Here is a 25,472-nt window from a genome sequence, read left to right on the forward strand (position 1 = left end):
TAAATATGACAAATGATTTTAATACCTTAAATTTTCAAGATGCAATAGCCATAATTGGTATGGCAGGACGTTTTCCTGGGGGGGGAAACGTCGATAAGTTTTGGCATAATATACGAGATGGGTTGGAGACTATTTCTTTTTTTACTGATGAAGAACTGGTGTCTGCTGGAATAGACTCTACAGTTTTAAATGACCCCAATTATGTCAAAGCAGGCACTGTCATAGAAGACATAGAATCATTTGATGCGGCATTTTTTGGCTTTACTCCCAGAGAAGCAGAAATTACAGACATACAACACCGTCTTTTTCTAGAGTCTGTTTGGGAAGCTTTAGAAAATGCTGGCTATAATTCAGAAAATTATGCTGGTCAAATTGGTCTTTTCGCTGGTGGAAATATCAGTAGCTATCTATTCTCAAACCTCTATCCAAACCAGGATTTGCTCAAATCTACAGACAGTTTGCAAATTTCTATTGGAAATGATAAAGACCATCTACCTACACAAATCTCTTACAAATTAAACTTTAAAGGGCCAAGTATCAATGTTCAAACTAGCTGTTCTACGTCATTAGTTGCTATTCACTTAGCTTGTCAAAGTTTGGCGAATGGCGAAAGTGATATTGCTCTGGCTGGTGGCGTTTCAATACAAGTGCCACAAAAAGTTGGCTACCAATATCAAGAAGGAGGAATCAATTCTCCTGATGGACATTGCCGCTCCTTTGATATTAATGCTCAAGGAACTGTTTTCGGTAATGGTTTAGGTGTTGTGGTGTTGAAGCGACTAGAGGATGCGATCGCAGATGGTGATTGTATTCATGCACTAATCAAAGGTTCGGCTATCAATAATGACGGCTCTTTAAAAGTTGGTTATACGGCTCCTAGCGTCGATGGTCAAAGGGAGGTAATTTTAGAGGCGCTTGTTTTAGCTGGAGTTGAACCTGAAACTATCACTTATATTGAGGCACACGGAACCGGAACTTCTTTAGGAGATCCGATTGAAATTGCCGCTCTCACACAGGCATTTCGTGCCAGTACAAACAAAAAATGCTTCTGTGCCATTGGTTCAGTTAAAACTAATATCGGACATTTAAATACAGCAGCAGGTGTGAGTGGCTTAATTAAAACTGTCCAAGCCTTAAAACATAAACAAATCCCGCCCAGTTTGCACTTTGAAGCGCCCAATCCTCAAATAGATTTTGCCAACAGTCCTTTTTACGTCAATACTCAATTATCTGAGTGGAAAACCAACGGGATTCCTCGCCGCGCTGGAGTGAGTTCTTTCGGTATTGGTGGGACAAATGCTCATGTCATCCTGGAAGAAGCTCCAGTTCTTGAACCATCTGGAACTTCTCGCCTCTGCCAATTGTTGCTGTTTTCCGCCAAAACCAGCACAGCTTTAGAAAGTATTACAGCTAATGTAGTTGCTCACCTCCAGCAACATCCCGATATTACCCTACCTGATGTGGCTTACACCCTACAAGTGGGTCGTCGGGCTTTTGAACATCGCCGCATAGTGGTTTGCCATGATATAGATGATGCGGTGAAAGTGCTGACCTCCCAAAACCCAGATCGGATTTTTACTAACCACCACAAGCCAAGTCACTGTCCAGTTGTATTCATGTTTTCTGGATTGGGGGCACAGTACGTAAATATGGCGCGAGAACTCTATGAGGTTGAGCCGACATTTCGCGAACAAGTGGATATTTGCTCAGAAATTCTCAAACCACATTTAGGGCTTGATCTCCGCCATGTACTCTATCCTAGCCAAGACAAAATCGAAAAAGCTTCGCAGCAACTACAACAAACAGCAATTACCCAACCCGCACTGTTTGTCATTGAGTACGCCCTCGCTAAGTTGTGGATGTCATGGGGAGTGCATCCAGAGGCGATGATTGGTCACAGCATTGGGGAATATGTAGCAGCTGCGATCGCAGGTGTGTTCTCTTTAGAAGATGCTTTAGCGATTGTGGCAACAAGGGGACAACTAATGCAACAGTTGCCCACAGAGAGGATGCTGGCGATTTCACCTTCATCTGGTGGCTTTGATTGTGCGATCGTAGAACCCATCTTGAAGGCGTTTGTCCAGGCTGTGAAAACAGTGAAACTCAACCCGCCACGAATTCGCTTTATTTCTAATGTCACTGGCAGTTGGATTACAAACGAGGAAGCGACAAATCCCAGTTATTGGGGTCAGCATTTGTGGCAATCTGTGATGTTTTCAGATGGGATATCTCAACTGTTACAACAGATTGAAGGAATTTTCTTAGAAGTTGGGCCAGGACGAAACTTAAGCACATTAACAAAACAGCTAGTGCTGACTTCATTACGCCATGCCGAGGAAAAACAATCAGATGTTAGCTTCTTATTGCAGACATTAGGTCGGTTGTGGTTGGCTGGAGTAGAAATAGATTGGTCAGGTTTTTATACTCATGAACAGCGTCATCGTCTGCCTTTGCCGACATATCCCTTTGAACGACAAAGATACTGGATTGAACCCCAGAAACAAGAAATTGATCGCCATCCTACTCCAGTATTACTGGGCAAAAAACCTGATATAGCCGACTGGTTTTACATTCCGTTTTGGAAACCATCTTTACCCCCAACACCGCTCAAACCTAAAGCATTAGCATCTCAAAAATCGTGTGTTTTGGTATTTCTTGATGAATGTGGCTTGGGTACTAAACTGGTAAAACAACTGGAACAACAAAAACAAGATGTTATTACCGTAAAAGTGGGGGAAATTTTCACAAAATTAGACGATTGTGAGTATACCATCAATCCCGATCGCAATCACGATTATAATACCTTAATCAAAGAACTTTTAACACAACAAAAAATACCAACAAGCATTATTCATTTGTGGAATGTCACGCCTGTCATTGAGAAAGAATTAGAAATTGAAGAAGTTAATAAAGCTCAAAAAACAGGATTTTACAGTCTGTTATTTCTTGCCCAAGCTTTGGGACAAGAGGAAACATCTTTTGCAGTAAAATTTACAGTTATTTCTAACAACCTCCAGCCAGTTACAGGAAGTGAAATACTATGTCCAGAAAAAGCAACTTTACTTGGCCCTATTAAAGTCATATCCCAAGAATACTCAAATATAAGCTGTCATAGTATTGATGTGATTCTTCCCTCACCAGGAAGTCGCCAAGAAGAAAAACTTGTAGAAAAATTGCTGACAGAATTTACAGTTGATAATTCTGAGAAAGTAATTGCCTATCGAGGTCTAAATCGCTGGGTGCAAAGTTTTGAGCCAGTACGCTTTGAGCAAACTCAGATCGGAACACCGCGATTAAGACAAGGTGGAGTCTATCTGATTACAGGTGGACTTGGAGGTATTGGACTGGTGATGGCAAAATACTTAGCTCAAACTGTACAAGCAAAACTGCTGTTAATTGGTCGTTCAGCTTTGCCTAAGCGAGATGATTGGGAACAGTGGTTAGCAACTCACAATGAGACTGATAGTATTAGTCGCAAGATTATCAAAGTGCAAGAACTCGAAGAGTTGGGTGCAGAAGTTTTAGTGGTGAGCGCTGATGTAAGCAACACAGAACAAATGCAAGCAGCGATCGCTCAAGCTCAGTTAAGGTTTGGTCAGCTAAATGGTGTTATTCACGCCGCTGGAATTCTCAAAGACAAGTCTTTTGCAGCTATTGAAAATATCACTCAAATAGATTGTGAACAGCAATTTCAGCCAAAAGTATACGGACTCTTAGTATTAAACAAGGTTTTGCAAGATAAAGAGCTTGATTTTTGTTTATTACTATCTTCCTTATCATCTGTTTTAGGAGGATTAGGATATGTTGCTTACTCGGCAGCGAATATCTTTATGGATGCTTTTGTACACCAACATAATCAGAAGCATCTCGTCTCATGGAGCAGCATAAACTGGGATAGTTGGCAACTGGAAAAAGAAAGTAAGCAGAGTGCATCTGTGGGTACAAGCCTAACCGAATTTGGGTTTAGTCCCAAAGAAGGTATAGAAGCTTTTCAAAGAATTTTAAACTGTAGTGAATTCAATCATCTAGTTGTTTCAACTGGAGAGCTACAAGCTAGGATTGACCAATGGATTAAGCTTGAATCTTTTCAACAGCAAGCATCTGAGCAACAAACAAATTCATTAGTGCTCCATCCCAGACCAGATTTACAAAACCCATATATTCCTCTCACAAATGAGATTGAGCAAACAATTGCTAACATTTGGCAAGAAATTTTAGGGATAAAAGATATTGGTCTTTATGATAACTTTTTTGAATTAGGAGGAGATTCACTATTAATCATTCAGGTTCATCATCAACTTGTAAAAACGCTGAACAAAAACCTTTCAATTGCTGATTTATTTAAATATTCAACCATCAGTGCGCTGACAAAATATCTCAGTGAGAAAAAAGTTAAAACCGCAAAAGTTCAACAAGTTAACGAACGTGCCAGCAAAAAAGAATTGGCTATACAAGAAAAAAGACAATTAATGCAACAAAGGAGGAAGGCAGATGGATAAAATCGACGATTCCATCAAAGGTATAGCCATCATTGGTCTGGTTGGTCGTTTTCCAGGAGCCAAAAGTGTTAGTGAATTTTGGGATAATTTGTGTAATGGCAAGGAGTCCATTGCTTTTTTCAGTGATGAAGAATTAGAAGTTTCAGGCATAGATTCGGCATGGTTGCGCGATCCTAACTATGTCAAAGCTGCTGCTCGTTTGTCTGACATTGAGATGTTTGATGCTCCCTTCTTCGATTTATCACCAAGGGAAGCTGAAATCATGGACCCGCAACACCGTATTCTCCTAGAGTGTGCTTGGGAAGCGCTGGAAAATGCTGGTTATGACCCTAGAGCAGACAAAGAGTTGACTGGTTTTTACGTGGGAAGTAACCTGAGTATGTATATGCTAAACATAGTGAGTTCCAACCCTGATTTAGTTAAATCGATGGGTTCCTCAATTTTATTTAGCAATGGTCAGGACTATGCCGCAACCAGAGTTTCATATAAGTTGAATCTGAAAGGCCCAAGTCTCAATATCAGCACAGCTTGTTCTACTTCATTGGTGGCTGTTCATTCAGCCTGTCAAGGATTACTAAATTACGAGTGCGATTTGGCTTTGGCAGGTGGTATTTCAATACAGTCATTGGAAAATAAAGGTTATTTCTATCAAGAAGGGGGTATAACTTCTCCTGATGGTCACTGTCGCCCCTTTGATGCAAAAGCTCAGGGAACTATTTTTGGCGATGGCGTGGGTATTGTCGTACTCAAGAGATTAGAGGATGCTTTGGCGGATGGAAATAGCATTCATGCAGTGATTAAAGGTTCAGCGATCAATAACGACGGTGCGGCAAAGGTGGGTTACACGGCTCCTAGTGTAGATGGTCAAGCTAAAGTGATTGCCGAAGCTCAGGCGATCGCAGGAGTTACCCCCGAAACAATTAGCTACATTGAGACTCACGGAACTGGTACAGCCTTGGGAGATCCGATTGAAATTAGTGCCCTCAAGGAGGCGTTTGAAACTAGTACCAACCAAAAAGGTTTCTGTGCGATCGCATCCGTAAAGGCTAATGTCGGACACTTAAATATCGCTGCTGGTGTGACTGGTTTAATTAAAACGGTGATGGCGCTCAAGCACAAATTAATTCCTCCCAGCTTACACTTTGAACAACCGAATCCGAAAATAGACTTCGCCGACAGCCCCTTTTACGTGAATGATACGTTATCGGAGTGGAAAACTAACGGAATTCCTCGTCGCGCTGGGGTCAGTTCTTTCGGAGTTGGGGGTACTAATGCCCATGTCATCTTGGAAGAAGCCCCAACCCTCCAGCCTTCGGGAAAATCCCGCCCTTGGCAATTGCTGGTGTTGTCAGCTAAGACAACCACAGCTTTAGAAACTACAACAGCTAATCTAGTTGAGCATCTAAAGCAGCATTCTGATATTACTCTTGCTGATGTCGTACATACTCTACAAGTAGGTCGTCGGGCTTTTGACCATCGCTTGATGGTGGTTTGCCAAGACCTTGACGACGCGCTCAAAGCACTGACTACGCTAGATCCGCAACGAGTTTTTACCCACTACCAAAAGCCCTGTAACCGTCCAGTCGTGTTTATGTTTTCTGGACAGGGGACACAATACGTAAATATGGCGCGGGAACTCTATGAGGTTGAGCCGACATTTCGTGAACAAGTGGATATTTGCTCAGAAATTCTCAAACCACATTTAGGGCTTGATCTCCGCCATGTACTCTATCCTAGCGAAGACAAAATCGAAAAAGCTTCGCAGCAACTACAACAAACAGCAATTACCCAACCCGCACTGTTTGTCATCGAGTACGCCCTCGCTAAGTTATGGATGGAATGGGGAGTGCATCCAGAGGCGATGATTGGTCACAGCATTGGAGAATATGTCGCAGCTGCGATCGCAGGTGTGTTTTCTTTAGAAGATGCTTTAGCGATTGTGGCAACAAGGGGACAACTAATGCAACAGTTGCCCACAGGGAGTATGCTGGCGATTCCACTGCCACAAAAAGATGTGCAATCTATTTTAGACGTAAACGCGTTCTATACTAGGTCTTTACAGATAGCAGCTATTAATAGTCCGTCTTCGTGCGTTGTTTCTGGGACTGTTGAAGCGATCGCCACACTCCAAAACCAATTATCCTCTCAAGGGATTGAATGTCGGTTGTTGCACACATCTCATGCCTTTCATTCTGTGATGATGCAACCCATGTTGGAGGCATTTGTGCAAGCGATAAAAAAAATCAAACTTCAGCCGCCAGAAATTCCCTTCATTTCCAATGTTACTGGCAGTTGGATTACAGATGAGCAAGCCACAAATCCCAACTACTGGAGTCAGCATTTGCGGCAAACTGTGAGATTTTCGGATGGTATATCTCAGCTGTTGCAACAGTTTGAAGGTGTTTTTCTGGAGGTGGGGCCGGGACGAACCTTAAGTACATTTGCAACACAGCATCTCAAATCTGATGCAAAACAACAGGTGTTGACTTCCTTGCGTCATGCTAAGGAAGAACAATCGGATGTAGGCTTTTTGTTACAAACATTAGGTCGGGTATGGTTGGCTGGTGTAGAAATAGATTGGTCAGGATTTTATACTCATGAACTGCGTCATCGTCTCCCTTTACCTACTTATCCCTTTGAGCGACAAAGATATTGGATTGAGACTAAATCACCATCACTTTCTACAAGTAGTAACTCTGTAAATTTAGATAAGAAACAAGACATTGCTAACTGGTTTTATATACCTTCATGGAAACGTTCTTTACTACCTCCATCTCGCCCAGAATTAGAGAATGAACAATGGCTGTTATTTGTTGATGAATGTGGCGTAGGTTCCCAATTAGTTAACAAACTGGAACAGAATGGGAAAGATGTCATTGTGGTGAAGCTAGGACAACATTTTAGCAAACTTAGTGAGCGTATTTATGCGATTAATCCGCAAAGTCGAGATGACTATGAAGTATTGCTCAAAGAACTGCTTACACTTGGTAAAATTCCCCCAAATATTGCTCATTTATGGAGTTTAAATCGCTTTGAAAATCGTCAAATAGGTCAGTATTTAGAATTCAACAGTTTGCTGTTTTTAACCCAAAGTCTTGAAAAGCTAAAAATTAGCGATCGCCTACAAATATGGGTTGTATCAAACCAGATTCAAGAAGTTAATGGTAATGAAACTCTCGACCCAGAAAAGGCAACTATATTAGGCTTATGTAAGGTTATTCCTCAAGAGTATCCTAATATTGTTTGTCGAAATATAGATTTTGTTTTAAATAAACGCCCAAATGCCTTTACTGAAGAGGGAATAACAGGAGATGATCACAGTTATATCGTAGACCAAATTATGAGCGAGGTTGATGCTTTGTCGCCTGATTTGGTTGTTGCATATCGCGATCGTTACCGCTGGGTTCAAACATTTGAATCAGTACATTTAGAGTCAGCAGTTGGAGAAAAAACTCTGCTGAGAAAAGAAGGAGTTTACCTCTTTCCAGGCGGATTAGAAAGTTTTGGAGTTGTACTTGCAGAATATTTGGCAAAAACCCTAAGAGCAAAACTCATATTTATTGAAGATTCCGTTTTTCCAGAAAAAGATGAATATTCGCAATGGCTGAAAATTCATCCTCAAGAAGACGAAGTGAGTCGCAAAATCCAAAAACTCTTAGCATTAAAAGAATTAGGTACAGAAGTTTTGGTAGTCCGTACAGATACAACTAACTATGAACAAATGTACCAAAGCCTTGCACCTGAGAAGATTGGTCAAATTCATGGGGTTATCTATTCAAATGGAAAAATACGTGAAAATATATTTTGCTCGATTCCAGAAATTGCTCAGACAGAGCTAGAAAAAATACTTGAGTTTCAACGTCAGAATATTACCATATTAGAACAAGTTTTCGAGAATAGAAAGTTAGATTTTTGGATCAATTTTTCTTCTTTATCTGCCATTTTAGGAGGATTTGGGTTAGCTTTATACTCAGGAGTTAATCAGTTAACAGATACCTTTACTCAAAAACATAACCAAAATAAAAAACTCCACCCACAAGGGGATGAAGTTTTTGGGCATGGGGAATGGGGAATGGGGAATGGGGAAGAAGTTAGCAATGACCAATGCCCAATGCCCCAAGCGACGGGGCGACTATCCCTATTCACCCACAAGAGAATGGAGTTTCCCGTCGCTTTGAATAAATCTTTACCTTGGATCACCATAAATTGGGATAAATTACAACTGAATACCAGCCAAGAGCAAAAAACATTTAAACAGATATCTGAGACAGAATTAGCAATTACTGAAACAGAAAGTTTAGAAGTATTTCAACGGATATTCTCTTTAGGAGAAGTAACTCAGTTTGTTGTGTCCACAGTGGATCTTAAAGCTAGATACGAACGCACGTTTAAACTTAACCCTCTACTAAATTCAAAGTCTTCCAATCAAGTAGATTCATCCTCAGCTTACTTCAGACATAACCTGAGTAATTCCTATGTTGCTCCAACTAACAAGTTAGAAAAACAAATAGCCGAAGTTTGGCAAGAAGTTCTGGGGATTACACAAGTAGGTATTTACGATAACTTCTATGAGTTAGGGGGAGACTCTCTGATTGCAACTCAACTAGTTTCTCGATTGCGAGCCAAGTTTCCAGTGGAGTTACCACTGCGTGACCTTTTGGTGCAAGCAATGATACCAGCCAAGCAAGCAGAAATGGTTGAGCAACTTCTGTTGGAGAAAATTGAAGAATTATCGGAAGAAGAAGTAGAAGCTCTTTTGGTTAATGATTAATGCTCAATTAATAATTACAAATAACTCTTGAAAATGGATAAACAATACTCAAATTTATCACCTGCGAAAAAAGCCCTTCTAGAAAAATGGAAGGGAGGAAAGTTTCAAGCTGATAAAATTCCCCAGCGTCAGTTTTCTAACAATATTCCCCTATCTTTCTCTCAACAAAGGCTGTGGTTTATTGACCAACTTTACCACGGGAGTTCTTTCTATAATATTTCCAGTGCCTTTCATTTAAAAGGATTGCTTAATATTACAGCACTGAAGCAAAGTCTTAATGAAATCCTCAAGCGTCATGAAGTTTGGCGCACAACTTTTGCACTTGTTAATGGAGAACCAGTGCAGGAGATAGCACCGGAATTAACTTGGGAATTACCCATTATTAACTTTGAGCATTTATCTGGCAAAAATTGGGAGCCTAATGTTAAAAAACTTGCAATTGATTCAGCAAAGAAACCCTTCAATTTAGCTAAAGGGCCTCTAGTGAGAGCAACTTTACTGCGCTTGGGTGAGGAAGAACACATTTTCCTTTTGACCATGCATCACATTATTACGGATGGATGGTCTATTGGTGTGTTTTTAGGAGAATTGGCAACGCTATATGCAGCGTTTGCTACAAATCAGCATTCTCCCTTACCCGAACTCCCCATTCAGTATGCAGATTTTGCGATTTGGCAGCGCGATCGCTTACAAGGTAAAGTACTAGAAACCCAATTCAATTACTGGAAGCAACAACTGGGTGGCGAACTACCCTTACTCCAGTTACCTACAGATAATCCGCGTCCTGCTGTTACCACTTTTACTGGTGCAAAGCAATACTTTACGTTCTCTAAAACCTTAACAGATGCACTTAACCAATTAAGCCAGCGCGAAGATGTCACTTTATTTATGACTTTGTTGGCAGCATTTAATACATTACTATACTGTTATACAGATCAAGAAGATATCCTAGTTGGTTCGCCAATTGCGAACCGTAACCGAGCCGAATTAGAAGGAATGCTGGGTTTATTTGTCAATACTTTGGTGTTGCGTAATAATCTCAGTGGTAATCCTCGCTTTTGCGAACTTCTACATCGAGTTCGTGAGGTGACTCTCGACGCTTATGCACATCAAGATTTGCCTTTTGAGAAGCTTGTAGAACAATTGCAACCAGAGCGAGATTTAAGCCGGAATCCACTTTATGAAGTTATGTTTGTCCTGCAAAATACGCCAACGTCTATGCAGGAAGTTTCTGGTTTAACCTTGCGTCCTTTGCAGTTGGATAACGGTACGGCTCAGTTGGATATTTTCCTATCCATGTCCGAATCTCAACAAGGTTTAACAGGGTTTTTGGAGTACAACACGGACATTTTTGAGGATGCAACAATTACCCGGTTCATCAGTAATTTTCAAACTTTATTGGAAAGTATTGTTGTAAATCAAGAGCAGCACATATCCCAATTATCACTACTAACTGCTAAGGAGCGAGAGCAACTATTTGAATGGAACAAGACCGAGGCAGATTATCCACAAAATGCCTCTCTACATCAATTATTTGAGCAGCAAGTCGAGCGATCGCCTGATAAATTAGCATTAATTAATCAAACCCAAGAACTGACTTATTCCCAACTTAACCAGAGGGTTAATCAGCTTACCCATTATTTACAAAAACAAGGTGTAGGACAAGAAACTCTTGTTGGTATTTGCCTCGAACGTTCAGTAGAAATGGTTGTGGGGATTCTGGCTATTCTCAAAGCTGGTGGTGCTTACATTCCTCTCGATCCTAATTATCCAGTAGAACGCCTTGGATTCATGCTGTCTGATTCTCAGGTATCGGTGTTAATCACCCAACAAGAGATATTAGAAAAACTGCCTGTATCTTCAGCTAAAATTGTTTGCCTAGACATCCACAAAGACGAAATTATTCAAGAAAGTCAGGAAAATCCTGTCAACACCTCAAAAGCTGATCATCTCGCCTATATTATCTACACTTCTGGTTCTACAGGCACTCCTAAAGGTGTTCTTGGTACTCATCGCGGTACAGTCAATGGTTTGCACTGGCTGTGGAAAAATTATCCTTTTACAAAAGAGGAAGTTTGTTGTCAAAAAACAGCTATTAGTTTTGTAGATTCAGTATGGGAGATTTTTGCACCATTACTTCAGGGAGCTCCCACTGTAATTATTCCTGATGCAATTGTGCTAGATCCACAATTATTTATAGAAACTCTGGCAAATTACAAAGTGACGCGGATAGTACTTGTTCCTTCACTACTGCGCTTATTTTTTAATAGCTATAGTCATCTGATCAAAAACTTATCACATCTAAAACTTTGGATAACTAGTGGCGAAGCACTATCTATTGATTTAGCTCAAACTTTCCGAAAACTAATGCCATTGGCAAAACTAATCAACCTTTATGGTTCATCGGAAGTTTCTGCAAATGTCACTTACTACGACACTAGTTTGCTGACAGATAAATCAACTAGTGTTCCCATTGGTCGCCCTGTTGATAATACCCAAATATATGTATTGAATGGTCATTTGAAAGCAAGCCCTGTAGGAGTGATTGGCGAACTTTATGTTGGTGGTGATGGATTAGCAAGGGGATATTTAAACCGTCTGGAATTAACTCAGGAACGCTTTATTAATAATCCCTTTGTTCCAGGAAATAAACTTTATAAAACTGGTGATTTAGCGCGTTATCTCAACGATGGCAATCTTGAGTATTTGGGTCGCCGTGATGACCAGGTAAAAATTCGCGGCTTTCGGGTGGAACTGGGGGAAATTGTCGCAGCGATCGCACAACATCCAGATGTGCGAGAATCGGTTGTTATTAACCAAGATCAGGCTCAAGACTCAAGTCGTCTGATTGCATATATCGTGACAGATAAGCAAGACATAGCGACACAACTGTTGCCTAAATTGCAACAAAAGCTGCCAAATTATATGATTCCATCTACTTTCGTAGTATTGGATGCAATACCCCTAACACCTAATGGGAAAGTAGATAAACAAGCTCTGAGTGCGTCTACCCTTGCAACCGACCAGGTTATCCGGCAAAACGTCACTCAATCTTTTGTTGCTCCCCGAAATTTTACAGAATTAGGCTTGGTGAAGATTTGGGAAAATCTTCTGAATACTAAGCCGATTGGGGTAACAGATAACTTTTTTGATGTGGGTGGTCACTCATTTTTAGCAGTTCGCTTAATGGCTCAAATTTACGATCGATTTGGGCACAATCTTCCCCTATCTAATCTTTTTGAAAACCCAACTATTGAAAAACTAGCGACTATTGTCAGTCAGCCATTCCGTGATAGCTCCAGTTCTCCTCTAGTAGCAATTCAGTCTTCAGGTTCTAGGATGCCTTTCTTCTGTATACATGGTGCCGGTGGAGGTATTCGTAACTATTTCAACTTGTCTAGAAGACTGGGTGAAGACTATCCGTTTTATGCTTTAGAACATATCCCTGGCCAAGAGGAACCTGAAATAATTTCAGTAGAGAAAACAGCAACTCGCTATATCCAGGAAATTCGTCAGCGACAACCGAATGGCCCTTATCTTTTAGGTGGTTTTTGTTACGGTGGTGTCATTGCTTTTGAAATGGCACAACAATTGCAAAGGCAAGGTCAAATCGTAGGTTTATTAGTTGTCATCGACGCTATATTACCTGAAACTACCATTAAACCAGGAGAGGATGATGATGCAAAATTCTTACTCCGCATGGCAGAATCGATTAAAACTAACAATAGTATAGACTTTTCAGTTCCTTTTGAAGAACTGCAAAATTTATCACTAGATGAGCAATTTCACTTGATAAATAAAAAAACAAACTTTATTTTTAGCGACACAGAGATTAAGGATTTTCTCCGCTATTACAAACTTTTCAAAGTTCATGTCCAAGCTATGCGAGATTATGTCCCACAAGTTTATCCTCATCAAATGAATCTCTTTCGAGCGAATGAGGCAATTATTCATGACTTTCAAAGTCCAGAATTTCATACTGATGACCCCTTACTAGGTTGGGGCAAATATTCCAGCCAATCTATACAGGTCATTGAACTTCCAGGGGATCATTTCTCAATGTTCGTTGAACCTCATATTCAGGAATTAGCAAATCAGTTAAGAATTTGTATTGACAATGCTCACTCTTAGAGGTTGTTTGAAAAGTGTTTTGCTGTGACTTTAGGCACTTTTCGATCCCCCCTAACCCCCCTTAAAAAGGGGGGAACCGGAATGGAATCAAAGTCCCCCTTTTTAAGGGGGATTTAGGGGGATCGAAAATTTTTGATACCGACAAGAGGATTTTTCAAACATCCTCTTATATAAAGAACGCGAGTAAAAAAGACCGATGAAACTACCCCCAGGGCCGCAAACCCCCACTTGGCTGCTAAATCAGCAATTCCAAGCTGACCCCTTTGGCTATATGGATGCTATTAGCCAACGCTATGGTGACTTAGTTACCTTAATGTCTGATTCTAACCCAATAGTTTATGTCAGCAATCCCTCGGCGATCAAGCAGATTTTTACCAACACCAAAGAAATTACAGCTAGGGGTGCATTAAACCAAAATTTTGCTTTTATGACAGGAAAGCAAGGAGTACTTCAACTCGATGGTTTACGTCACAAACATCGGCGCAAACTATTAATGCCTGCTTTTCATGGTGCGCGGATGCAAGCTTGTGGACAACGTATCTGTGAACTCACAGAAAAAATCATGAGTCAACAGGCGATTGCAAAACCTTTCATTGCCTACCCTACTATCGAAGATATCACTCTGCGGGTAGGTATAGAAGTTGTCTTGGGTTTAAATGAAGGCGATCGCTATGAGAAAATTAAGCATCTATTTGCTTGTGCCAACAAACAAGCCCAATCTCTTCTATTTAAACTCACAACAAAACTCCCCTTTGGGCAACGGGATTTAGGCCGCTGGAGTCCCTGGGGATACCGTCTTCACCTCCGACGAGAACTTTTTCAAATGCTGTACGCCCAAGTCCAAGAACGCCGTCAGCAGGCAGATCGCTCTCGCACTGATATCCTCTCTGACCTGTTATTTGCTCATGATGAAACAGGCGAACTACTAAGTGATGAAGAGGTGCGCGATCTCCTATTGTCACCCATATTCGCATCTGGTGATGCTTCAGCAACTGCGATCGCTTGGTCACTATACTGGGTTCATAGTTTACCTATTGTTCACGAACGATTGCTTCAAGAACTCGATAGCCTGGGTAATTCTCCAGATCCAATGAGTATTGCGGCATTGCCTTATCTCAGTGCCGTGTGTAATGAAGCTTTGCGAATTTACCCGACTCAGTTATTCACATTTCCCAGGTTGGTAGAATCACCAGTTGAAGTGATGGGTTATGAATTGAATCCAGGAACAATACTTATTGGTAATATTTATTCAACCCATCAACGTGAAGATTTATATCCGCAACCAAAGCAATTTCAGCCAGAACGCTTTCTAGAAAAACAATTTTCGAGCTATGAATTTCTCCCATTCGGTGGCGGCGCTCGTAATTGTATTGGTGGAGCTTTTGCTTTGTTTGAAATGAAGCTGATACTAGCAACGATTCTTTCACGTTATCAATTAGCACTAGTTAATAAACGACCAGAGAAACCAAAATTTGAAGGTCTGATTTGTTATCCATCTAGTGGCGTGAAAATGCTCATACATAGTCGTCGTCAAACACAGTCACAGCCGTTGGTTGTTAGTTCAATTTAACAGCTATCGATTATTAAACAATTAACAATAAAAAATCCTAATGAAACTACCTGAAGGGCCAAAAACTTCTACCCGGTTACTGAGTCGTCAATTTAAGACCGATCCCCTCCGCTTATTGGATGCTATGAGCGATCGCTATGGTGACATTTTCACTGTTATGGCTGATTCTACACCGATAGTATACGTCAGTAACCCACAAGGAATAAAGCAGATTTTTACGAGTACCAAAGAAATTACAGCTTCTGGTAAATTGAACCAAGGTAGCGCTTTATTACTGGGAAACAACGGATTACTCATGCTTGATGGCTTGCGCCACAAACATCGACGGCAGTTGTTGATGCCTCCCCTGCATGGAACTAGGGTAAAATCATACGGGCAGCGTATCTGTCAAGTTACAGAGCAAGTTATGAACGATCTGGCGATGCCTGGATTGGGCTACGCCTACGGTAAATCTTTTTATGCCTACCCAACCGTGCAAAAGATTACCTTAGAGGTGATATTGCAAGCTTTATTTGGTTTACATGAGGGAGAGCGTTATGAACAATTTAGGCAACTCCTTTCTAATTTATTAAGTTTCGCCCGGTCTCGTTGGTTGAGGTTATCCTTGTCCTATCCCTTTTTCAGACGAGATTTAGGTCGGTGGAGTCCGTGGGGATATTGGCTTGATTTGCAGCGACAATTTGATAAACTACTCTACACCGAAATTGCAGAACGGCGAGCAAAAACAGATCCCACACGCAGCGATGTACTCTCTGAACTATTATTTGCTCACGATGAAACTGGTCAACCAATGTCCAATGAAGATATCCGGGGCATCTTCCCATCATTGTTATTGGGTGGTCAAGATGCCTCAGCTACTGCCATAACTTGGGCATTATACTGGATTCACCGTTTGCCTGCCGTTCGGGAACGATTGTTAGAAGAACTCAGTACCCTTGGGGAATCTCCAGATCCAATGAGTATTGTTGCACTACCCTACCTCAGTGCTGTTTGTAATGAATCGCTACGCATTTATCCAACTCAGGTAGTTACATTTCCCCGACTAGTAGAATCACCAATTCAGTTGATGGACTACGAATTGAGTCCAGGGACAATAGTCATAGGCTGTATTTATCTAACACATCAGCGTGAGGATTTATACCCACAGCCAAAGCAATTCCAGCCAGAACGCTTTTTGGAGCGACAATACTCTCCCTACGAATTTTTACCATTTGGTGGTGGTGCTCGTCGCTGTCCGGGCGAGGTATTAGCACTTTTTGAAATGAAGCTAGTCTTAGCAACCATGCTCCGGCGCTATCAACTGGCACTAGCGGATGAAAAAAAAGTAGAAAAACCCAAGGCTAGAGGTGTTAACTATCCGCCTGCTAGCGGCTTGAAAATGTTGATGCTCGAAGTAAATCCACCTCCAGAGCGATCGCAAGAGCTTGTTACTAATTTTACTTAAATATGCAGCTAACTCATCAATATGCAAACCCAACAAACCGATCAACTTCCCCTAACAGATTGCCGTTTTTGCTCACTGGTTTCTAAAGCTAATGGAGAAGATCCAATTGGTACAGCAGGGACTTGCGACCATTGGCTAATTATGGAACTTCCACAACCTTGGCCACAAAATATCTTTCAGGAAGATCCGAGAATAAAGCCACTGTTGGGTCTGTTTCAGGAGTTAGCAGTCAAGCATGGAGTCGAGATGCGACCAATGTTAATTGCTCCTGACCGCGAGTACTCCCACCCTGGCTTCACCCGCTTAATGTACTACTATCGTTCAACCGAGATGTTTTCTCAGTTTGAAAAGCAAGAGTTTGTTGTCCCAGAAGAGAAAGCAACTGCTTTGGTAACGGCAATACTCCAGCAGTTGATGCAACAGCCTAACGATTTATCAACGTTTCAGCAGTATCAACAACAAACTAATCACATCCGCGAACTCATGGTTTGCACCCATGCTCAAGTTGACCTTGCCTGCGGCAGATTTGGCACTCCTATATATCGTCGGTTACGCAAAGAATATGCTCCTGCTGCCAATGGAGAGTTAAGAGTGTGGCAAACAACCCACTTTGGCGGTCATCAATTTGCTCCAACTCTAGCCGATTTTCCCCAAGGATGTTTATGGGGACATTTAGAACCAGAAATACTCGATTTACTAGTATTGCGAGATGGTTCAGTCTCTGGGTTGCGTAAGTTTTACCGAGGATGTGTTGGTTTAAGCAAGTTTGAGCAAATAGCTGAACGCGAAATTTGGATGCAGTTGGGTTGGACTTGGCTTAACTATTTGAAAGCTGGTGAGGTACTGGCAAAAGGGGAAATTAATGAAGAACAGGATGTTAACTGGGCTGATGTACGCATTAATTTCGCGGCTTCAGATGGCAGTGTATCAGGTGCTTATGAAGCGAGAGTTGAAGTCAATGGTGAGGTCATGAGTACATTGAATTCAGAGAAAGAAATGGAGTTAAAAGCAGTAAAGCAGTATCGCGTTAGTCGTTTAGTCAAAGTTTGTCCGGGATAGCCGCCTGACTGCAAAATCATTAGTACCAATGACCAATGACTAATTATTCTTTGATGATAAATAAACAAGAGGGGAAAAGGTTAAAGGGAAAAGGAATGAACAGGTCGCGCCACTTACGGGCGAGGTTTTTACCTTCCTCATAAAATTTGGATTATTTCGGGCCACTTGCGGGCGAGGTTTTTACCTTTTCCCCTTCCCTTTCCCCTTCTTCATAAAACTATCAGGTTAAGCAGTATGATATTAAAAGATTTATATAAAAAAGTATTTAACATCTATCAAAAGTAATAGATTATTCCAGGATAGCCATAGCCAATAATAATTAGATATATTCATAAGTATTATCTATAATTACTGGATTGCTAAATATAATGATTCCTATTAAAGTAAGAAAAAATAATTGAAAATAACTTTCAATATCTTAATTAAAAATAATTTACGTTACTGATTAAGTGATTGTGTTGCAGAAATTTGCGAAGAAAAAAATCTATATAAATCAGAACCAGTTACGAGCTATTCCAAAAAATTGAGCAACAAATTTCACTTGAATGCTAATGTCTGTTTTTTCAACTCCCTTAACTTGTCTTTTGCGTGTCTTTTACGAATGATATTCATCGTTTTTATATCCCCTCAGAGTTTGCCTCGCAGTGTTGAATCTTGAATTAGAAAAATGACATTCCACGTTTAATAAATTGGTTGATAAATTGATACCCTGTATTTCAATTTATCTCAGAACATTGCCTATTTTTAGGACACAATCAAAGGTCATAAACTACGTTTTCTTCTGAGTTTATTTCAAACAATCACAATCGGATTGATCCAATTTGCAACTATTTCAATTCAATTAAAAATTTTGGGACTACAGCTATGATCAATAAAATCGAGTCAATAGGAACCACCAGCACTGGCAAGATAATTTATAGTAGTGACGATTGCCAAGATATTCTTAGTCTTCCAGTGACGAAAATTATAGATGTATTCAAACCATCTGGGGTTATTATTTTTCGTGGATTTGGAGTCACACATGAACAAATGAAAGCGTTTGCAGCACTATTCAGTTCTAAGTTCGTTCAAGATTATAAAAGGCCCCAAGTTGATTCGGATAAATTTATCCATTTTGTAGATGCAGGAATGGAGAATTGTGTTCCTCATAGCGAACATGCATATTCTCCTTTTCGCCCTGATGCTGTTTGGTTCTGCTGTGCTTTTCCAGCAGCACAGGGCGGTGAAACTACATTTTGTGATGGGATTCGAGTGTGGGAAGAACTGAGTGAAGAAACGAGACAGTTATTTATTTCCAAAAAATTAAAGTTTTATTATGAAGATATTCCTGCTGTTGTATTAAAGAGATTTACTAGCACAGATGCAGCTAGCACAGATGATATTAAGCGAATGCTCGACGGTCTTGAGGGTGTGAAATACGAGATTAAAGAAGATGAGTCCGCCTCGATGGAATATGTTAGTTCAGCTGTAGTAAAAACCAAATATAGTAATCAGGATGCGTTTGCTAACAGCGTCTTGGCATTGCACGCAATCACGGAAAAAGTGGCTTTTGAAGATGGTTCAATTGTTCCCGATGAAGTTATTGAAGAAATCGAGAAAACTACAGACAGATTAATGGAGCATATATCCTGGCAAGCGGGTGATTTGGCAATGATTGATAATTCAAGATTCATGCATGGTCGCAGAGAATTTAATGATCAGCGACGGCAGATTTTTAGTACTCTCAGTAACCTGAAGTTTTGATACAGCAAATAACAGGCTTATGAGATAGTTTGGAGTTTTGCACTGCTAACTAGTCTAAACTCATAGGGAGAATAAATATTATTAATTCTCCAATATCTACCAGTTATGACCATCACCTTGACGCAGAAAGAAAATCGGGAACTGTGGGCGGAAGCCAACTATAACAGTTTACAACAAGCAGAAGCAGAGCCATTTGAAATCCTCTGTGAACTACCCAAGCGACTAGGTAAAGGCTATGTGCGGCATATTGAGGTGCATCCTGATCTCTGGCTTTCGATTTTGGACTATGAATATCACAATGATGTCTTGTATAAAATTCCTGAATGGGATCACCCACTGCAATTTTGCGTCCTACTTTCAGGCAGGATCGTAGACGAATACGGAGGACAGTTAGGGGAAGGATATACGTGCATTTCTGGTAGCGGTGTTCAACGCCAAATCACTCTGGAGTTGTCCAAAACTCGATATGTGGGCGTTGACATCCATTTATCTGCTGACTTGCTGGCAACCTTTTTCCCCGATGAAGCAGGAGAAATTCCCCTCCAGTTGCATTTTTTGACAAAGGGTAATGATTCCCAAACTTTGCTCTACCCGGAAACGACAACTGCTATTCAGGGAATAGCACAACAAATTATCAACTGTCCTTTCCAGAGAATCACGAAGCAGATGTATTTACAAACGAAAGTATTGGAACTGATGACATTGCAGTTAGCTCCCATATTATCTGCTCAGGATGGATTACAACCATCGCCGCGACTGAAGGCAGAAACCATCGCTCGGATTCATTTAGCTAGGGAAATTTTACTGGCACGTTTGGAGAATCCGCCATCATTGCTGGAGTTGGCGCAAATTGTTGGGGTGAGCGATCGCACTCTGCAACGTGGCTTTCAGGAACTCTTTGGTACAACAGCATTTAGCTACCTGACAAAGAAACGAATGGAATGGGCAGAACAGTTATTGCGTCAGGGAAACATGACTATTGCTGAGGTTGGTAACAAAATCGGCTACTCTCATCTGGGACACTTTGCATCGGCTTTCAAGCGCAGGTTTGGAATTACGCCGAGTCAAAGTTTAATTGGTAAAAAGTCGTTTTCGGGATAGTAATGCGGTTTTTGGGTAGACTTAGTTGCTAATAATTCTCTATACTCAGCTTCATTGAATTAGAAACTATTTGCAATAATCCAGTTTCAGTTGGAAATTCTGGATGAACTTGACTCTAGAACTCTTCTTCAACAACAAGGAGAGAACTAATTTTTGTCTTCCCTGTGCAAGTGAAGATGATCAAAGAGTCATTACTGCAAAGCGGATTAATTCAGTAAAGTTCCGCAAGAAGCTGGTGTATCAGGAGTTGTGATGAAGCGTTCGTGTTTGTCTGGTAGTGTGCGAGTGTGGTTTTTACTGTGTCTATCGGGATGTTTGAGTGCTATTGCTATTAGCCCAGGATGGGCAGAAGTTAAATCAGGAAATCAGAACCAGGAAATCCAAAGTCAGGACAATTTCAAACCTCTGCTAACTCGAAAAATTCGGCAATTGAGTGAGGTTGAGCGTCCTAGCACTAGCGCAATCATGTTAGTACAGTCGCCAGTACCAGAAGCAGCACCCGTCTCAGAAGTTGTGCAGGTTACTGGGGTGAAAGCTAATCCCACAGAAAAAGGTGTGGAGGTGATTTTACAGACGACTCAAGGAGAACAACTGCAAATCACCAATCGCAATGCTGATAATAACTTTATTGCTGAGATTCCGAATGCACAATTGCGTTTACCCAATGGCGATGCGTTTAAATTCAGTTCGCAAAAACCAGTTGAGGGAATTACTGAGATAACGGTGATAAATCTGGATGCCAATACTATCCGGGTGACAGTAACAGGTGCGGCGAGTGTACCTGTTGTGGAGTTGTTTGATAATCCAGAGGAAGGTTTAATTTTTTCTATTGCGGGTGCAGTAGCTTCCACACCATCACCACAACCGCAAGCAGAAGAACCTGAGAGTGAAACCCAGCCAAAGCCACCATTAACTCAAGATAATCAGCCGATTGAATTGGTGGTAACAGGTGAACAAGATGGGTATCGTGTCAGAGAAGGTTCAACTGCAACTAAGACTGATACACCTTTGCGTGATATTCCCGGTTCGATTCAAGTAATTCCCCAAGAGCTATTAGAAGACCAGAACACAACGCGAATACAAGATGCGTTACAGAATGTTAGTGGTGTAAACAAAGACGGCAATTACGGTAGTGCAGATTCGGGGGGGTACTTCATTCGTGGGTTTGATCAGGCAGGAAACTTCCGTAATGGATTTTCCGATAATGACTTCTACTCTTCAGTAGATACAGCCAATATCGAGCGCATTGAAGTTCTCAAGGGGCCAGCTTCCGTCCTATATGGTCAGGCTGAACCGGGAGGAATTATTAACGTGGTCACAAAACAACCCCTCAGCACTCCCTTCGCTTCCGTTGACCTCAGTGTAGGCAGTTATTCGTTCTATCGCCCCAGTATTGATTTATCTGGGCCACTCACTGACGATGGTTCGGTACTATATCGACTGAATATAGCTTATCAAAATGCCGGCAGTTTTCGAGATTTTAACTTTACAGAACGTGTATTTATTGCCCCTGTTATCACCTGGAATATTAGCGATCGCACTTCATTAACTTTTGACTTTGAATACCTCAACAACAATTATCGCTTTGATCGCGGACTTCCTTCCATAGGAAATAGACCTGCTCCCGTACCCATCGATCGCTTTATCGGCTACCCTATCGACGGAGATACCTATACTGATAGTAGTGTTCGGGCTGGCTACAGGTTTGAACATAAATTCAGCGAAGATTGGCAACTGCGTAATGCTTTTTCCTTTGTATCTGCCAATATAGGAGGCATTGCTGCTTTTGGTGGACGTGAACTGATTGATGAGCGATTCAGTCCAATATTTATAAGTCGTGATGAATTCTTGCGGGAAACCTTTACACTGCAAACAGAACTAGTAGGAAAGTTCAATACAGGATCGGTTGTCCATCGACCTTTACTTGGGGTGGAGTTAAGACGAAATATATGGACTTATACTTCGTTCGATGTGTCAGAAGCTACACCTACTCTCGACATTTTTGATCCTAACTATAACGTTGCACTCCCTGCCATACCTGAAGAATCAACCTTTGGCTATACCACTCGTAGAGATACTTTAGGAATTTACTTCCAAGATCAAATTACTTTTGCAGACAATCTGAAGGTCTTGCTGGGCGGGCGCTTTGATGCCTTCCACAGAAGAGAAGACTTCGGAACACCTGATGAAGAATCCCTCAGTGCTTTTAGTCCTCGTGTCGGTATTGTCTATCAACCCATAGAGGCAATTTCTCTCTACGCCAGTTATACCGAATCGTTTCAACCTGATCGATTTCTCGGTCGTGGTGCAACAGGTACTCCCTTCAAGCCAACAAGAGGGACGCAATATGAAGTTGGTATTAAGGCAGACATCACAGAAAGAATTTCAGCAACATTAGCAGCTTACCAAATCACTAAGTCTAATGTAATCACAAGCGACCCTGTAGATCCTGATATTTCTATTCAGGTGGGGGAACAGAGAAGTAGAGGAATTGAGTTAGATGTTGCAGGTGAAATTCTTCCAGGTTGGAAAATCATCACATCTTATGCCTACACAGATGCAATTATCTCAAAGGACAATACAATTCCCGTTGGCAATCGCATCTATAACGTTCCTGAACACGCGGCTAGTATTTGGACAACTTATGAAATTCAAGAAGGTAGTTTAGAAGGTTTAGGGTTTGGATTAGGACTGTACTATGTGGGCGATCGCTTTGCTGATAACGAAAACACATCAACTATGGAGAGCTATTTCCGAACCGATTCTGCACTTTATTACAAGCGAGATAATTGGAGGCTGGGGCTTAATTTTAGGAATCTTTTCAACGAAACTTATTATGAGACTTCTCAAAGTAGAAACATCATTTATCCTGGCGCACCTTTCACAGTTATCGGCTCCTTTTCTATCCAGTTTTGATTTGAATTAACAAAAGAGCATTCATAATGTTTCTCAAATTTCGCCGCCAGATGAGACTTTATTTGCATCAATACATGGGTTTGGTTATTGTCACAGTTCTTTTAATTACGGCTTGTCAAAGTGGTGTTCCCAACAGCCCCAATTTAGAGAATGTGCGATCGCTATCCATTGATTGTCGAGTCGTTGAACACGCTGGCGGTGAAACGACTATTTGTGGTAAACCCCAGAAAGTAGTTGCACTAGAACCAAAGTTACTCAGTATGATGTTGGCTCTTGATTTCCAGCCCTCTGGCTATGCCGATGCAGGTTTGTTTAATCTGCGCCAATTCAACAACCCCAGTAAACAAATACCTTACTTAGGTAATTTTGTCACAAGTCAGCCGATTAATTTAGGCGATCGCAGTAATCCCTCTCTGGAAACTCTGATTTTACTCAAACCAGATTTGATTCTGGGGATGAAATGGCAGCAAAATAAGCTATTGTCTGCTATTGCTCCGACTGTGCTAATAGACAACACAGAGGAAACTTGGCAAGACAATATTAGAATTTTGGCTAAAACACTCCATCGTGAAGACAATGTACAACAAGTCATTGCCTCACATAAACAACATCTGGCTGAAGTTCGCACTAAATTAGCTCCGCTTGTAAACACTCACCCGCGAGTGCTGAATATAGCTTGCAACCAATCAATGGACTACATTGAAATTAAATACAGTGGGGATTCAGTTCAACTCCTTGAAGAAATTGGATTTCAATCTGTGTTACTTGAAGATGTGGAACGGAAACCAGGAGTACGACCCAAAGTAACTATTGAAACCTTATCTCAACTCAATGCAGATATTATCATTGTCCATACTTGGCTTGATCATTGGGATGGACACTCTACTTATAACGTTCCGCTAGAAGCACTCAAAGAAAAATGGGCTAAAAATCCCCTGTTGCACGATTCACGAGCATGGAAAGAAGGTCGAGTTTACTTTGTTGATTATCATGCGTGGGGTGGTGTTATTGGCGGGTTTATAGCCGATTCTCTCATGTTAGAGCAGTTGCCCACACTTTTACTTTCACCTATGCAAGGTAATTCCAAACCAATATTCCGCGCTGCTATCAATTTAATAAATTTGTTTGACGTAAATTACTTTGACAATACTTCTTCTCAGTTGGGTGTAATACCAGGGGAACCATTCTCTGTGGGGGGAACAGTATCATGAGAATTTTGATAAAAAAGCAAGTGCCAGCAAGAATAGCTATTCGGAATTTTGTTGGTTTATTTTTTATTAGCCTATTAGGTTTTTTTCTCATCTCAGCTTGTAGTAGTCATATCAATCAAAACGCGACAAACTCAACTTCGAGAGAGATAGCTGGAGAGTGTCGATTGATTAAACATACAATGGGAGAAAGTTGTATTCCAGTTGACCCCAAACGGATTATTTCTGTAGACCAATTTAACTCTAGTAATATTCTAGCTTTAGGTATAAAACCTGTTGGAATAGTTGGATCTAAAGAATATCTGGATGCTCCATATCTGAAAAATAGGATTCAAGGAATTGAAACTATTTACACCGTCAATGGAGAGTTTAGTTTAGAAAAGGTTTTATTACTCAAACCTGATCTAATTATTGGTCTGTCATATAGACAGTCAATTTATAAGCAGTTGTCTCATATAGCCCCAACTGTTTTGATCCCTTGGTCAGAGATTTCATACGATTGGAAGGAAAATTTTAAAAATGTTGCGAAACTTTTGGGCAAGTTAGAAACTTTCAATAAATTGATGAAAGATTATGAAAACCGCGTTCAGAAGCTTAGGCAAATATTAATTAATTCCCAAAAGAATGGTGAAAAGGATAAAGAACAGCTAATTCGAGCATCTTATGCATCTATATATTATGGAAATTTTACTCTTTCTCTTGATGGCTCTTTCCCAGGAACAGTCTTAAAAGATGTTGGGTTGCAACCTCCACCATCAGAAACCCCTGGCTCTTTATCTCTACCTATTTCTGAAGAATATCTGCCAAAAATTGATGTTGATGTTCTCTTTGTGGGAACCACTGATGACAATGATTTATCTAAAATTGAGCAGATTCAACAAAAACCGATTTGGTCTAATGTCAAAGCAATTCAACAGAATCGAGTATATTTAACTAAAGCCTCAGTTTGGTGGGGGTACAACGTTTTGGCAGCCCATGCAGTGATTGATGACTTATTTAAATACCTCGTCAACAAACCCTAAACCAATTT

11 protein-coding genes are annotated in these 25,472 nt (G+C 40.8%); all 11 read left to right on the top strand.

Translation table 11 applies throughout. The annotated features are described in order from the left end of the window. Positions 1-5: 5 nt before the first annotated feature. The 11 genes from HUN01_RS32220 (at position 6) to HUN01_RS32275 (ending at position 25,464) form a co-directional block, all read left to right on the top strand. The gene (locus HUN01_RS32220; RefSeq protein ID WP_181929578.1) at positions 6-4,499 is read left to right on the top strand and encodes a type I polyketide synthase; all 4,494 of its coding nucleotides are present in this window, start codon (positions 6-8) and stop codon (positions 4,497-4,499) included. Beyond that, a complete protein-coding gene (locus HUN01_RS32225) occupies positions 4,492-9,270 on the top strand; it encodes a type I polyketide synthase (RefSeq protein ID WP_238845819.1) in 4,779 nt (1,592 codons plus the stop codon). The genes HUN01_RS32220 and HUN01_RS32225 overlap by 8 nt, the downstream gene beginning before the upstream one ends. A 33-nt stretch (positions 9,271-9,303) precedes the next feature. Then, positions 9,304-13,401 carry a non-ribosomal peptide synthetase gene (locus HUN01_RS32235; RefSeq protein WP_181929579.1) on the top strand — a complete coding sequence of 1,366 codons (4,098 nt, stop codon included), beginning with the start codon at positions 9,304-9,306 and terminating at the stop codon, positions 13,399-13,401. A gap of 196 nt (positions 13,402-13,597) precedes the next feature. Continuing rightward, the gene (locus tag HUN01_RS32240) at positions 13,598-14,971 is read left to right on the top strand and encodes a cytochrome P450 (protein ID WP_181929580.1); all 1,374 of its coding nucleotides are present in this window, start codon (positions 13,598-13,600) and stop codon (positions 14,969-14,971) included. 40 nt (positions 14,972-15,011) lie between these two features. Further along, entirely contained in the window at positions 15,012-16,415 is a 1,404-nt protein-coding gene (locus HUN01_RS32245; RefSeq protein WP_181929581.1) for a cytochrome P450, read from the top strand. A gap of 21 nt (positions 16,416-16,436) precedes the next feature. Next, a complete protein-coding gene (locus HUN01_RS32250; protein WP_181929582.1) occupies positions 16,437-17,474 on the top strand; it encodes a sucrase ferredoxin in 1,038 nt (345 codons plus the stop codon). A gap of 864 nt (positions 17,475-18,338) precedes the next feature. Beyond that, positions 18,339-19,217 (top strand): TauD/TfdA dioxygenase family protein, encoded by an 879-nt coding sequence (locus HUN01_RS32255; protein WP_181929583.1) that lies wholly within the window; start codon positions 18,339-18,341, stop codon positions 19,215-19,217. A 105-nt stretch (positions 19,218-19,322) separates the two neighbouring features. Then, entirely contained in the window at positions 19,323-20,318 is a 996-nt protein-coding gene (locus tag HUN01_RS32260; RefSeq protein WP_181929584.1) for a helix-turn-helix transcriptional regulator, read from the top strand. A gap of 252 nt (positions 20,319-20,570) precedes the next feature. Continuing rightward, positions 20,571-23,234, top strand: coding sequence for a TonB-dependent siderophore receptor (locus HUN01_RS32265; protein ID WP_181929585.1), 2,664 nt, complete (start codon positions 20,571-20,573; stop codon positions 23,232-23,234). 26 nt (positions 23,235-23,260) lie between these two features. Continuing rightward, positions 23,261-24,445, top strand: a complete 1,185-nt coding sequence (locus tag HUN01_RS32270; protein ID WP_181929586.1) for an ABC transporter substrate-binding protein — start codon at positions 23,261-23,263, stop codon at positions 24,443-24,445. Continuing rightward, the gene (locus tag HUN01_RS32275; RefSeq protein WP_181929587.1) at positions 24,442-25,464 is read left to right on the top strand and encodes an iron-siderophore ABC transporter substrate-binding protein; all 1,023 of its coding nucleotides are present in this window, start codon (positions 24,442-24,444) and stop codon (positions 25,462-25,464) included. The genes HUN01_RS32270 and HUN01_RS32275 overlap by 4 nt, the downstream gene beginning before the upstream one ends. The last annotated feature ends 8 nt before the right edge of the window (positions 25,465-25,472 follow it).

This window comes from Nostoc edaphicum CCNP1411 (assembly GCF_014023275.1).
In the GTDB taxonomy this organism is placed as follows: Bacteria; Cyanobacteriota; Cyanobacteriia; order Cyanobacteriales; family Nostocaceae; genus Nostoc; species Nostoc edaphicum_A.

Coding starts and splice junctions, on each gene's coding strand:
- HUN01_RS32220 (WP_181929578.1), top strand. CDS start 6: ATGACAAATGATTTTAATACCTTAAATTTTCAAGATGCAATAGCCATA.
- HUN01_RS32225 (WP_238845819.1), top strand. CDS start 4,492: ATGGATAAAATCGACGATTCCATCAAAGGTATAGCCATCATTGGTCTG.
- HUN01_RS32235 (WP_181929579.1), top strand. CDS start 9,304: ATGGATAAACAATACTCAAATTTATCACCTGCGAAAAAAGCCCTTCTA.
- HUN01_RS32240 (WP_181929580.1), top strand. CDS start 13,598: ATGAAACTACCCCCAGGGCCGCAAACCCCCACTTGGCTGCTAAATCAG.
- HUN01_RS32245 (WP_181929581.1), top strand. CDS start 15,012: ATGAAACTACCTGAAGGGCCAAAAACTTCTACCCGGTTACTGAGTCGT.
- HUN01_RS32250 (WP_181929582.1), top strand. CDS start 16,437: ATGCAAACCCAACAAACCGATCAACTTCCCCTAACAGATTGCCGTTTT.
- HUN01_RS32255 (WP_181929583.1), top strand. CDS start 18,339: ATGATCAATAAAATCGAGTCAATAGGAACCACCAGCACTGGCAAGATA.
- HUN01_RS32260 (WP_181929584.1), top strand. CDS start 19,323: ATGACCATCACCTTGACGCAGAAAGAAAATCGGGAACTGTGGGCGGAA.
- HUN01_RS32265 (WP_181929585.1), top strand. CDS start 20,571: ATGAAGCGTTCGTGTTTGTCTGGTAGTGTGCGAGTGTGGTTTTTACTG.
- HUN01_RS32270 (WP_181929586.1), top strand. CDS start 23,261: ATGTTTCTCAAATTTCGCCGCCAGATGAGACTTTATTTGCATCAATAC.
- HUN01_RS32275 (WP_181929587.1), top strand. CDS start 24,442: ATGAGAATTTTGATAAAAAAGCAAGTGCCAGCAAGAATAGCTATTCGG.